This window comes from Johannesbaptistia floridana (assembly GCF_057440575.1).
In genome coordinates this window covers 1-14,259 of sequence record NZ_JALKVM010000207.1, presented here as the reverse complement: position 1 = coordinate 14,259, position 14,259 = coordinate 1, and the positions used below count along the sequence as shown (strand labels likewise).

At 39.9% G+C, this 14,259-nt stretch carries 8 protein-coding genes; 7 read left to right on the top strand and 1 reads right to left on the bottom strand.

Annotated features, from left to right (window positions below; genetic code table 11):
• Positions 1 to 133 precede the first annotated feature (133 nt).
• Entirely contained in the window at positions 134 to 352 is a 219-nt protein-coding gene (locus MW688_RS13605; protein WP_486736553.1) for a hypothetical protein, read from the top strand.
• Between the two features lie 20 nt (positions 353 to 372).
• Here MW688_RS13605 and hisD read toward each other — a convergent pair whose 3' ends face one another.
• Positions 373 to 1,686 carry a histidinol dehydrogenase gene (gene hisD / locus MW688_RS13600; RefSeq protein WP_486736552.1) on the bottom strand — a complete coding sequence of 438 codons (1,314 nt, stop codon included), beginning with the start codon at positions 1,684 to 1,686 and terminating at the stop codon, positions 373 to 375.
• Between the two features lie 830 nt (positions 1,687 to 2,516).
• Here hisD and rpsT point away from each other — a divergent pair.
• The 6 genes from rpsT to MW688_RS13570 all read left to right on the top strand — a co-directional run bounded on the left by rpsT (position 2,517) and on the right by MW688_RS13570 (position 13,169).
• Entirely contained in the window at positions 2,517 to 2,834 is a 318-nt protein-coding gene (rpsT, locus tag MW688_RS13595) for a 30S ribosomal protein S20 (protein ID WP_486736551.1), read from the top strand.
• 75 nt (positions 2,835 to 2,909) lie between these two features.
• Entirely contained in the window at positions 2,910 to 3,701 is a 792-nt protein-coding gene (locus tag MW688_RS13590; RefSeq protein ID WP_486736550.1) for a TatD family hydrolase, read from the top strand.
• Between the two features lie 126 nt (positions 3,702 to 3,827).
• Complete coding sequence (rpoB, locus tag MW688_RS13585) at positions 3,828 to 7,148, top strand: DNA-directed RNA polymerase subunit beta (RefSeq protein WP_486736549.1); 3,321 nt, start codon at positions 3,828 to 3,830, stop codon at positions 7,146 to 7,148.
• A gap of 107 nt (positions 7,149 to 7,255) precedes the next feature.
• On the top strand, positions 7,256 to 11,281 hold the full coding sequence (locus MW688_RS13580) for a DNA-directed RNA polymerase subunit beta' (RefSeq protein WP_486736548.1): 4,026 nt from the start codon (positions 7,256 to 7,258) through the stop codon (positions 11,279 to 11,281).
• 79 nt (positions 11,282 to 11,360) lie between these two features.
• On the top strand, positions 11,361 to 11,714 hold the full coding sequence (locus MW688_RS13575; protein ID WP_486736547.1) for a metal-sensing transcriptional repressor: 354 nt from the start codon (positions 11,361 to 11,363) through the stop codon (positions 11,712 to 11,714).
• 261 nt (positions 11,715 to 11,975) lie between these two features.
• A complete protein-coding gene (locus MW688_RS13570; protein ID WP_486736554.1) occupies positions 11,976 to 13,169 on the top strand; it encodes a Coenzyme F420 hydrogenase/dehydrogenase, beta subunit C-terminal domain in 1,194 nt (397 codons plus the stop codon).
• Positions 13,170 to 14,259: the final 1,090 nt, after the last annotated feature.

Here is a 14,259-nt window from a genome sequence, read left to right as displayed (position 1 = left end):
AGTAATTATCTCTCAATTATCCCTTTGTCCCTAATTGTCAACCAACTAAAACTTATCCATTATGGCTATTTAGCTAATCAAATGAACAATTTTTAGCAGTAATGAGTAGATATTTTTCAACTGTTTTTAGCCCTTGGGATTCCTGTTTATTCCTTTGAGAGTTCCTGCTTTTGCTTTCTTGGGTTTTTGGTTTCTACAACAGGCTTTTAATGGTATAGCTTCATTTAACACTAGTGTGAGTATAGGCATGGAAGAAGGAGGTGTGGCCTATTGGGCACACGCGGGAGGCTTTGTATTCGGTATTATTTTAGCACCAATACTGGGCCTGTTTAAGCCTAATTCTCCAAGATGAATCCAAAAATTTAATCAGAGTTAACTATCAGATTGGTCTTCACTTTCGGTTCTCATCCTGACTGATTCCCCATGAGAAGGTAATCCCTCTGCTTCTGCTAAAGCTTGAATCGCTTTGCTTGCCTTTTTTAAAGCTTGGGGAGAATACTGAATTAAACTAGAATGCTTCATAAAAGTTTCTACCCCTAAAGCCGAAGCATAACGAGCCGCCCCAGAAGTGGGAAGAGTATGATTAGGTCCAGCTAAATAGTCTCCTACAGCTTCTGGGGTAGAATTACCGAGAAAAATTGCTCCCGCATGACGGATAGATTCAACTAAATCCCAGGGGTCTACTACTTCTAACTCTAAATGCTCCGGCGCAAATAAATTAGATAATTCTGAAGCGGTTTGTAGAGAGTCAACCACAATGATTAAGCCATAGTGAGCTAACGCTTTTTCTGTAGCTATTTTCTTCGGATGATTCTCTAGTTGTTCTTTTACTGCTATTTGTACTTGCTTAGCTATTCCCTCATCAGTGGTAATCAAAATAGCCGATGCCATGGGATCATGTTCTGCTTGCGCTAGTAAATCACAGGCTAGATGTTGGGGATTAGCATGGTGGTCAGCAATAATCAATACTTCCGAAGGTCCTGCTAGAGAATCAATTCCTACCCGCCCGTATACCATCTTTTTGGCTAGAGTCACGTAAATATTTCCTGGACCTGTGATGACATCAACCTTTGGTATGGTTTCTGTGCCATAGGCTAAAGCTGCGATCGCCTGAGCACCCCCTACCCGATATATTTCACTTACTCCCGCTTCACTTGCTGCTACTAATACTGCCGGATTAATTTCTTTACTATTACTCGGTGGCGTTACCATCACCACTTTTTCTACTTTGGCTACCTTCGCCGGAATCGCATTCATTAACACTGTACTTGGGTAAGCCGCCCTTCCCCCTGGTACGTATAATCCCGCACTATCTACTGGTGTATAGCGTTTTCCTAATACCACTTCATCTGGTCCAAAATTTACCCAAGATTTAGGTATTCTTTGCCTATGAAACGCTTCAATGTTGGCACAAGCTAGTCTGATGGATTCCAACAAAGTTCTCGAAATTTTTTGGTACGCTGCATCTAACTCAGATCCACTTACTTTTAACTCCTCAGTGGTTAATTTTTGTCTGTCAAACTTTTCTGTATACTCCAGCAGTGCTTGATTACCCCTTGACTTGACATCATTGACAATTTCTCTTACAGCATTTTCTCGCTCACTAATGTTTTCATCGTAATTGCGATCGCTGATGCGACCCAATTCTATTTTTGCCTCGTTCTCTTTAGTAATTATTCGCAGCATAGAGTTTTAACACCTTTCTTCGCTACTACCCAAAATGTGAGTGATTAATTTGGTTAGCACTTTCTCACCACTGAGTAGCTCACTTTCCCTGTTTTACTCACTCTTCTAGCTTACCTCGTATTTTTCCAAGATTGTTTAAATCTCCCCTTTTTGTTTTCCGATTTATCATCTTTCCGCCCTCATGGAGACTCTCGCTAAACCTCTCATCAGGTTAGCGATGAAAGGAAATGAGGGACCATTATTATGTTGCATAGTTATATCCATCTGATTTGTGAATAGGTTTACATTACAATTATTGTTTGTATGTAATGGTTTTTCCTCCTTAAGAATAATGGTAAATGGATAACGTTTAAATACGCTTGCTTTCCCTTGATTGAGAACTTTCTAGCTCTTCCAGGATGGCTTGGATTCAATGGTTTTTTGTGGGAATCTAAGACAAAAACTCCCATGAGTTTAACTCCTATTTCTAGGGTAAAGGTCGCCTCGTCAATGTTTTTAAAGTTTGTCAAGTTAACAGCACTTCTTTATCCCAAATACAGATGTTTAACTTTTAACCACAGAAGCTACAAACTGGCGAGGTATTTGTAGTGTGATGAATTTAAAAACGTAGTTGTTAAAGAACTAAGACTGGTCAACTATAGGCTTTTGCAAGCCTTCACGATAATCGGTACTCCGATGATCGTGGTGGGATGTTGATCTTAGTCTATGCTATAATTATTTACGTAAACCTAATTGACTTTTATTTTTCCCTTGTCAACCACTACTATTAATTGTTATAATACTTTTTCGGTGAATTTTCAATCTAAAAAATTAATTTTATTAGGATAACTGTGGCTAATATCAAATCGGCAATTAAACGCAGCCAAATCGCTGAACGGAACCGCCTGCGGAACAAAAACTATAAATCCGCGGTCAAAACTTTAATGAAAAAATATTTCCAAGCTGTAGAAGAATACGGCAAATCTCCTAACCAAGAACAACTGAAGTTAGTTGAAGAATCAATTTCAGCAGCATATAGTAAAATAGATAAGGCGGTAAAAAGAGGGGTATACCATAAAAATAATGGAGCGAGAAAAAAAGCCCGCCTAGCTAGAGTCATGAAAGCTACAATAACAGAAAACCAAACAGAAACAGCAGTAGCAGAGTAAACCTGTAGCAAAATTTTCAACACCTCTCAATCTCTAACTCTCAATCTCTAAGGAACAATATTTTAAAAAGAGTAAATGCAGTTAATAGACAGTCATGTTCACCTTAACTATGAAGTCTTTCAAGAAGATTTAGAGTTACTGCAAGCTCGTTGGCGAGAAGCCGGGGTAACTCAACTAGTCCATTCCTGTGTGGAACCAGCAGAATTTACAAGCATCCAAGCTTTAGCTGATACTTTTCCAGAACTATCCATGGCAGTAGGGTTACACCCCCTAGATGTAGAAAAATGGCAACCAGAAAGTTACCAAGAAATCAAGAGATTAGCTCAATCAGATGAGCGGGTAGTGGCAATTGGAGAAACAGGTTTAGATTACCACAAAGCTGATAATTGTGATTTACAAAAAAAAGCATGTTATGAACAATTAAAGATAGCTCAAGAGTTAGATAAACCAGTAATAATCCATTGTCGCGACGCCGCCGAAGACCTGCGGGAGATGCTGTGGGAATTTCAACAGCAACAGCCAAAACTCAAGCCAAAACTCAAGGGTGTAATGCACTGTTGGGGTGGAACTCCCGTAGAAACTGAGTGGTTTTTAGATTTAGGATTTTATATCAGCTTTAGTGGCATTGTAACCTTTAAAAATGCCAAACAAGTACAAGAAAGCGCAAAAATGGTACCAGAAGACCGCCTGCTGATAGAAACAGACTGCCCCTTCTTAGCGCCAGTACCAAAAAGAGGGAAGAGAAATGAACCAGCAAATGTTCTTCATGTAGCAAAATTTCTGGCCAATCTAAGACAAGTAGAATTAGAAACTCTAGCGAAACAAACAACTAAAAATGCTCAAGAATTATTTAAGTTAAAAAAATAACTCCATCCAATACTAGAAGCACAATTTTAGAGAAAAAAGCAATTTATCTCAATCTCAAGTGCAAAAGCAAAACAAACCTTACTATTCAATCATTACTATTGTCAAGGGAACTAAAACCAAAAAAAGATGAGTAATACAAAACAAAATCTCCTGCTAGACCTGATTGAAATTCAACGTTCAAGTTTTCGCTGGTTTCTCGAAGAAGGTTTAATAGAAGAACTAGAAAGCTTTTCACCCATTAGAGATTATACAGGAAAATTAGAACTTCATTTTATCGGCAAAGAATATAAATTAAAAGAACCAAAATACGACGTTAACGAAGCAAAACGTCGAGACAGTAGCTATGCGGTGCAGATGTACGTACCTACTAGGTTACAAAACAAAGAAACAGGAGAAATAAAAGAACAAGAAGTATTTATTGGGGATTTACCCCTAATGACAGAAAGAGGCACATTTATAATTAATGGTGCCGAAAGAGTAATAGTGAATCAAATAGTACGTTCTCCGGGAGTATACTATAAATCAGAAGTAGATAAAAACGGAAGACGTACTTATTCAGCCTCATTGATACCTAATAGAGGCGCCTGGCTAAAATTTGAAACCGACAAAAACGGGATTGTCTGGGTAAGAATCGATAAAACTCGTAAATTATCAGCTCAAGTATTACTAAAAGCCATTGGACTAAGTGATGGAGAAATATTTGACTCCTTGCGCCATCCAGAATACTATATGAAGACCCTGGAAAAAGAAGGCAATCCTACAGAAGAAGAAGCTTTAATAGATTTATACCGGAAACTAAGACCAGGAGAACCACCAACAGTAGCAGGAGGACAGCAACTATTAGAAGCTCGATTCTTCGATAACAAAAGATATGACCTAGGTAAAGTAGGTAGATATAAACTGAATAAAAAACTGCGACTGAATGTAGCAGACACAGAGAGAGTACTAACAACTGTTGACATATTAGCAGTAATTGATTATTTAATCAATTTAGAATTTGATATGGGGAGTATAGACGATATCGACCACCTAGGTAATCGTCGAGTACGTTCCGTAGGAGAATTGCTGCAAAACCAAGTAAGAGTGGGTTTAAGTCGTCTCGAAAGAATTATTAGAGAAAGAATGACAGTGAGTGAACCAGAAAATCTCACACCAACATCTCTAGTGAATCCAAAACCATTAGTAGCAGCGATAAAAGAATTCTTTGGTTCCTCCCAATTATCTCAATTTATGGACCAAACTAATCCTTTAGCAGAATTAACCCACAAAAGAAGAATATCAGCTTTAGGACCAGGGGGATTGACCAGGGAAAGAGCAGGCTTTGCCGTGAGGGATATTCACCCATCTCACTACGGCCGTATCTGTCCAGTAGAAACACCAGAAGGTCCTAATGCAGGCTTAATCGGTTCCTTAGCTACCTACGCAAGAATAAACCCCTATGGATTTATAGAAACCCCTTACTATAGAGCTCAAAATGGGAAAGTATACAAACATGAACCACCAGTATACTTAACAGCAGATGAAGAAGATGACCTGCGCGTAGCACCTGGGGACGTACCAACAGACGACGAAGGGAAGATAATAGATAGCACAGTACCAGTAAGATACAGACAAGAATTTTCTATTACTACCCCGGAACAAGTAGACTATGTAGCAGTTTCACCAGTACAAATTGTCTCAGTAGCAACATCGTTAATTCCATTTTTAGAGCACGATGATGCCAACCGAGCCTTGATGGGGTCCAATATGCAGCGTCAGGCAGTACCTCTGTTAAGACCAGAAAGACCTCTGGTAGGAACAGGCTTAGAAGCTCAAGCAGCTAGAGACTCAGGAATGGTAATTATCGCCCAATTTGACGGAGTTATTACCTATGTAGACGCAGAGAGAATTAGAATAAAAGAAATTGAAAAACCAGGAAATGGAAGCAGTGCAAAAACTCCAAGAGAGGTAGAATATGCCCTACAAAAATATAGCCGTTCTAACCAAGATACCTGTTTAAATCAAAGACCTCTAGTATATCCAGGAGAAGAAGTATGTAGAGGTCAAGTGTTAGCAGATGGGTCCTCTACAGAAGGGGCAGAAATAGCTTTAGGTCAAAATATCCTAGTAGCTTATATGCCCTGGGAAGGTTATAACTATGAAGACGCGATTTTGATTAGTGAAAGATTAGTATATGACGATGTCTATACCAGTATCCACATAGAAAAACACGAAATAGAAGCCCGTCAAACTAAACTAGGACCAGAAGAAATCACCAGGGAAATACCAAATGTAGGAGAAGAGGCCCTGAGAAATCTTGACGAAGATGGCGTAATTAGAGTGGGCGCTTGGGTAGAATCAGGAGACATATTAGTAGGAAAAGTAACACCAAAAGGAGAATCAGACCAGCCACCAGAAGAAAAATTATTAAGGGCTATATTCGGAGAAAAAGCCCGGGATGTGCGAGATAACTCCTTGAGAGTTCCTAACGGGGAAAAAGGTAGAGTAGTGGATGTGCGAGTGTTTACTCGGGAACACGGAGACGAACTGCCCCCAGGCGCTAATATGGTAGTACGGGTATACGTAGCTCAAAAACGCAAAATTCAAGTGGGAGATAAAATGGCAGGACGACACGGGAACAAAGGCATTATTTCCCGCATTATGTCCATAGAAGATATGCCCTATCTACCGGACGGAACTCCCGTAGATATAGTACTAAATCCCCTAGGGGTGCCAAGTAGGATGAACGTAGGTCAAGTATTTGAATGCCTGTTAGGATGGGCAGGAGAAAATCTCAACGTTCGCTTCAAAATGACACCATTTGACGAAATGCACGCTGAAGAAGCTTCGAGAAATACAGTAAATAGTCTCTTAGAAGAAGGGTCACGTCGCCCAAACAAAGAATGGATTTATAATCCAGAAAATCCGGGGAAAATTCAAGTATACGATGGCAGAACAGGAGAACCCTTTGACCATCCTGTAACTGTGGGGAAAGCATATATGCTGAAATTAGTTCACCTAGTAGATGATAAAATTCACGCCCGCTCCACAGGTCCATACTCCTTGGTGACACAACAACCCTTAGGAGGAAAAGCTCAACAAGGAGGTCAACGATTCGGAGAAATGGAAGTATGGGCCCTAGAAGCTTATGGAGCAGCGTATACCCTGCAAGAATTATTGACAGTAAAATCAGATGATATGCAAGGTCGCAATGAAGCTCTAAATGCTATCGTAAAAGGCAAACCAATCCCACGCCCAGGAACACCAGAATCATTTAAAGTACTAATGCGAGAACTACAATCTTTAGGGTTAGATATAGCAGTTCATAAAATTGAAACCACCCCAGAAGGTAGCACAAGAGATAAAGAAGTAAACTTGATGGCCGATGTCAAAAGCTCAAAAGCTCCTAATCGTCCAACCTACGAATCTTTTAGTACAGAAGTGAACGAAGATGTAGAACAGTCATGAGTAGTAACCGCCTCAGGGCGGTAAGCTCCCTTGTACCGGATTGAAAATACGGGGAAGGGATGACTGATAAAGAATAACTATTGTTTTAAGGAAAAGTCAGGGTAAATATGGTATTCTACAACAAAATTATAGACAAAAAAGGGCTGAAAAAATTAATCGCTTGGGCATTTAGTAACTATGGCTCAGCTCGGACAGCTCAAGTGGCTGACGAACTAAAAGCCCTAGGATTTCATTACGCCACTAAAGCAGCAGTGTCCATTAGTGTGGAAGATTTACAGGTACCACCAAAAAAACGGGAAATGCTGGAGAGCGCCGAAGAAGAAATAGATAAAACAGAAACAAGATACGCTAAAGGCGAAATTACAGAAGTAGAACGCTTTCAGAAAGTAATTGATACCTGGAATAGTACCTCAGAAGCCCTGAAAGATGAAGTAGTAAAAAACTTTAGAGAAACTAATCCCCTGAATTCAGTATACATGATGGCTTTCTCGGGAGCTAGAGGAAATATGAGCCAAGTACGCCAACTCGTAGGAATGCGAGGCTTGATGGCTAATCCTCAAGGAGAAATTATTGACTTACCAATTAAAACTAACTTTCGGGAAGGATTGACAGTAACAGAGTATATTATTTCTTCTTATGGTGCGAGAAAAGGATTGGTAGATACAGCCCTGCGCACAGCAGACTCAGGATACTTGACCCGACGATTAGTAGATGTTTCTCAAGACATGATTGTTAGAGAAATAGACTGTGGAACCCAAAGAAGCATCACCATATCCTCAATGATGAGCGGCGATCGCGTAGTGATTCCCCTCTCAGATCGTCTCTTTGGTCGTGTCCTCGCAGAAGATGTGATCGACCCAAAGACTCAAGAAGTAATAGGGAAACAAAATCAGGATATTGATCAAGACCTATCTCTGCGAATTGGGAAAGCAGTAAAACAAGTAAAAGTGCGCTCCGCCTTAACCTGTGAAGCCGCCCGTTCTGTGTGTCAGAAATGTTACGGATGGTCCTTAGCCCATGGTCACCTAGTAGATATAGGAGAAGCAGTAGGAATTATTGCCGCTCAATCAATCGGGGAACCAGGAACTCAGTTAACCATGCGTACCTTCCATACAGGAGGAGTATTCACCGGAGAAGTAGCCCGTCAAGAAAAAGCTAAACATCCAGGAAAACTAGTATTCGGTAAAGTAGCCACTCGCAAAGTAAGAACCAGACACGGAGACGAAGTAGAACAGGTAGAAATTCCTGGTGATATCATCATCGAAGGAGAAAGAGAAAAAACTAAAATTAGCGTAACTCCAGGGTCAGTAATCTATGGGAAAGAAGGAGAAACAGTAACAACAGGTCAATTACTAGTAGAAGTAGCCTCAGCTAAACATCAAAAATCAACAGAAAAAGCCACCAAAGACGTAGCCTCAGACCTAGCAGGAGAAGTACTCTACGCCGACTTAAGTTCCGAAGAAAAAGTAGACCGCCAAGGGAATACAACCAGAACCGCCAGCAGAGGAGGCTTACTCTGGATTTTATCTGGTGAAGTTTATAATCTGCCCCCGGGAGCTGAATCCGTAGTTAAAAACGGAGACAAAGTAGAAATAGGGACGATATTAGCAGAAACTACCCTAAAAACTAGCTCTGGAGGAGTAGTAAGACTAAAACCAGACGCTAGGGAAGTAGAAATTATTACAGCTTCCGTCATCCTAGACCAAGCAGACGTAAGAATGGAAAGTTCAGGAGGGAGCGACCAATACGTAATTGATACAGCATCAGGGGAGTGTTTCCGTTTAATCGCTACTCCCGGTACTAAAGTTCAAAATCATCAGGTTATTGCTGAATTGCTCGACGACCGCTACCTAACTAACAGTGGTGGAATTATTAAATACGCAGGAGTAGAAGTAGCTAAAGGTTCTCGTAAACAAGGATACGAAATTACCCAAGGTGGTACACTCTTGTGGATACCTGAAGAAACTCACGAGGTTAACAAAGATATATCTTTACTAGAAGTAGAAAATGGCAATTATGTAGAAGCCGGAACCGAAATAGTTAAAGATATTTACGCTCAAACAGCAGGGGTAATTGAGGTAGTTCAGAAAAATGATATTCTCCGGGAAATTATCATTAAACAAGGAGAATATTATCAAGATATAGATATAGAACTACGAGATAAAATACCTCATGAATCCGTAGTTAACCCCGGTACCGAAATTCTCCCCGGTATAGTAGTGGAAAAATTGAGTTACTGTGAAATTATTGAATCCAATACCGGCTACAGTATACTCCTAAGACCAGTAAAAGAATATCCCATAGATACTAATGCGGGTTCTCTTTCTCAAAACTCTATTAACCAGGAAGGAAACAATACAATTGAACTGCGTTCTCTGCAAAAAATTCCCTTTAAAGACGGAGAAAGAGTTAAATCAGTAGAAGGTGTTTCTCTACTCAACACTCAGTTAGTCCTAGAAATCCAGAACCAATCATTAGAAACAAATCTAAACTTAAGTGCTGATATTGAATTAGTAGAGGATACTGAAAACCCAGAAATAAAAAGACTACAGCTGGTAGTTTTAGAATCCCTAGGACTACGACGTGATATTGATAGCGACCCTCTAGCAGGTACTGTACAAACTAAACTCACAGTACAAGATGGAGATGAAATTGCACCCGGGGCAACGGTGGCTACAACTCAAATTCAATCAAAAGCAATAGGCATTGTTCGTGGTATTCGTGAAGGCACAGAAGCAATTCGACGCATTCTGATTATGCGTGAAGAAGACTTGATTAAACAAAAATGCTCTCAACCTCAGGTCAAGAGAGGAGATTTATTAGTAGCAGGAACAGAAATAGCCAAAGATTTGACCAGCTCAGAATCTTTACAAGTTATAGATATTGATACTAAAGGCGAGGAAACCGAATTGACCCTAAGACTTGCTCGCCCCTATCGTGTCTCACCAGGAGCAATTCTCCACGTCAACGACGGTGATTTAGTACAGCGTGGTGACTATTTAGTTCTACTAGTTTTTGAACGGTCGAAAACAGGAGATATCATCCAAGGTTTACCAAGAATTGAAGAACTCTTAGAAGCCCGTAAACCTAAAGAAGCCTGTGTATTGGCCAGAAGCCCAGGAGTATGCCAAGTAGAACACTGGGAAGATGAAACAGTAGATATTAAAATCGTTGAAGATGATGGGACAATCAGTGACTATCCTATTAGTCCTGGTCAAAATGTGGTAGTTTCCGATAACCAAAAAGTAGAAGCAGGACAACCATTAACAGATGGCCCCTCTAATCCCCACGAAATCCTAGAAATTTTCTTCAACTACTACGAAGAAAAAAAGGGTATTTATGAAGGAGCATTAGCCGCCCTGGAAAAAACCCAAAAATTCCTAGTAGACCAGGTTCAATCCGTGTATCAATCTCAAGGAATCGATATCTCTGACAAGCATATTGAAGTAATTGTTAAACAGATGACTTCAAAAGCCCGTGTTGACGATGGAGGTGATACTACTATGCTTCCAGGAGAATTGACGGAATTGCGTCAAATCGAACAAGTAAACGACGCTATGTCAATTACTGGTGGAGCCCCGGCGAGATATACACCAGTTCTTCTAGGTATTACTAAAGCATCTTTGAACACAGATAGCTTTATTAGTGCGGCTAGTTTCCAAGAAACAACACGAGTTCTAACAGAAGCCGCCATCGAAGGTAAATCAGACTGGTTACGTGGACTCAAAGAAAATGTAATCATTGGGCGCTTGATTCCCGCAGGAACAGGGTTCAATGCCTATGATGAATCCCTCGCCACTAGTTACGAACCAGCGGACGAGTCGAACTTTGATTTTTATGAAACATCAGGAAAAACCAGAGATTTTCGGACAGATGAACGGGAGTCAAGAATAACAATAGATCCAATCAATGGTGAATTTGATTATGAAAATGACTCAGAATTGCTATCATCGAAGGAAATGTTACCTGACTCAGAAGATTTCATCATAGACGACCGCAAAGCTAGAGCTTATGCCAAGGGAGTTTCAGACTATTCCTCTTTTGAAGATGATTCTTTTGAAGACTTTGATGAGGAGCCTGATGAATTAGAATTAGAAGAAGAAAACCTAGATGACGATGATGAAGAAGAATAGGTAGATTGATTACCGTGTCTTGAATTAAGACACGGTAAAACTCTAAAATCTACCTTCCTAATACCTTTGATAATTACCTATGACTTCAACTAATCAATTTCTCGAATATTCTGATTTCAGCAATCATAACCACAATGGCGATCAATCTTCCGAACAACATAGTCACATACACAGCGAAGAAGCCTTAAAAAAAATAGTTAATCGACTATCACGCATAGAAGGACATATTCGCGGCATCAAAACTATGGTCAAAGATAGTCGCCCTTGTCCAGAAGTTTTAGTACAGGTAGCCGCAGTTAGAGGCGCTTTAGATCGTGTGGCTCGTATTATTCTAGATGAACATTTGAGTGAGTGTATCACCCGTGCCGCAGAACAGGGAAATATCGAATCGGAAATTGCTGAACTAAAATCCGCCTTAGATCGCTTTATATAATACCTTTAGAATAAATATATAGCATTTCTCGGACTCATGAGGTTGTACCTAACTCTCTTGCCTCTCTTGCCTCAAAAGGATAACCTCTGTACCTCACCAGTATGAGAATAAATATAGCTATTTTCATACTCATGAGGTACATTTTTTGTTCCAACCATTGTCTTAACCTTTTGTACCTCAGTAGACTAAAAAACGCCCTTATAGCTTTTAAAAGTTATAATGGGCATGATTAAAACCATATTTAATAAGATGTATGATAATATGACCTCACTAGCACCTCATCACAAAGCAAAAGCTCTTAAACCAGGTAGTCGTCGCCCCGCTAAAGAACTATGTAGTGAATGTGGTCTATGCGATACCCACTACATTCATTATGTAAAAGAAGCCTGCGCCTTTTTAACACAACAAATTGCTGAATTAGAATCACAGTTCCATGGTAGAAGCCGAGATTTAGAAAATCAAGACGAGCTTTATTTTGGTGTACATCAGCAAATGTTTGCCGCCCGCAAACAAGAACCTATCGCAGGAGCACAATGGACAGGAATAGTGAGTGCGATCGCCTGTGAAATGCTCAACCAAGGCAAAGTAGAGGGAGTCGTTTGTGTGCAAAATACCGAGTCAGACCGCTTTCAACCCCTGCCAATTTTAGCCACAACCCCAGAAGAAGTTCTAGCAGCAAAAGTTAATAAACCTACCCTATCACCTAACTTGTCTATCCTAGAACAAATTGAACAGTCAGGATTTAAGCGAATTCTCGCTATTGGTGTAGGTTGTCAGATTCAAGCTCTACGCACCGTAGAAAAAGAATTAGGATTAGAAAAACTCTATGTGTTAGGAACCCCCTGTGTGGACAACGTAACTAGAGCAGGTCTGCAAAAATTCTTAGAAACTACCAGTAAATCCCCAGATACCGTAGTTCATTACGAATTTATGCAAGATTTTCAAGTTCATTTTCGTCATGAAGACGGCTCAACAGAAAAAGTACCATTTTTTGGCCTAAAAACCAATCAACTCAAAGACGTTTTTGCTCCTTCTTGTATGAGTTGTTTTGACTATGTTAATTCTCTCGCTGATTTAGTGGTTGGTTATATGGGAGCGCCCTTTGGCTGGCAATGGATTGTGGTGCGCAATGACTTGGGTCAAGAAATGTTAGATATAGTTAAAGACCAATTAGATACTCAACCAGTAACTTCTAGTGGTCAAAGGAAGGCTGCGGTACAACAGAGTATACCAGCTTACGATAAGGGAGTAACCCTGCCAATGTGGGCAGCTAAGCTAATGGGAGTAGTTATAGAAAAAATTGGTCCTAAAGGGTTAGAATATGCTCGTTTTTCCATAGATTCTCACTTTACCCGTAATTATCTCTATGTTAAGCGTAACTATCCCGAAAAATTAGCCACCCACGTTCCCGAATACGCTAAAAAAATTGTCTCAGAGTATCAACTGCCAGAATAAAATCTATTTGATACATCCGACCGTCTAATATTTTTATACCCCTTCTAAAACGTGAAAGCCTTTCTCTCCCTGCTCCATTTTAACTTTTAATTAAGCCCACCCACTTAGTTAAACAATGTGATTTGATGATATTATGGTGCATTACACGCAGGTTAACGCACCCTACATCTACATCTTTTATATGGTATAGGTTTGAGCTGGTTTTCTGTGGAAAAAAACTGCAAAGTAGTAGTAGGGGCGCAAGGCTTGCGCCCAGACCCCGGCTTGCGCCCAGACCCCGGCTTGCGCCCAGACCCCGGCTTGCTGCGCAGTACGTAGTATAACGCAACGCAATCTCAAAAAATTGATAAAAATATGATGATGATCTTATCGGCGATCGCTGTTAGACCAAAAGAAAAAGATATTTACAAAAGTAATAAACTATATTGAGCAAAAACATATTATATCAAATCCCGTTTTCAAAGTACCTTTATTTTTACTCAGATCTTGCACCAGTACTTATGTACTAAATTAACCTCAGAAAAAGTTCATTTCTCTTTTACCCCCCCCTAATACCAGGGCTGTTTTATTCTAAAATTTTGTTGTAAGCTAAAAGCTAGACACAACAAAAGTTTACGCTCTTTTTAGCTATCATTAGAAAAAAGGGGATTTATTATTAGTAAAAAATCCCCTCTCCCTGCTCAGAAGCTCCGGTGCTCCCTGCTTCTCCTCACCATTTTCTTTGTCAAGAACAAAACAGCCCTGCCCCCCTAATACCTATGCTTTATAAACATCTTTCTTAACATAAAACTTGACAAAAAAACGTAACTTGTGGTGTAATATATTTTTAGATTTTGTTTAATAAAATAATGTATAAAAATATACATTTAATTAGACAATTAAGTAATTTTACTTAAAATGACTCCCCTGCTCCCGGAGCTATACAAGGGTTTGGCGAGTTGCTTATAAAGCATAGCTTTCTCCCTCTTGCTATTTTAATCGTAAGTATATAAGCGGAGATGATATTACTCGTGAGTGAAGGCGAAGTCAAATTTAGTCACAAACCCACCGTTAACCGCTAAGGCGGTATAACGGGGGCTTGATAAAAGTC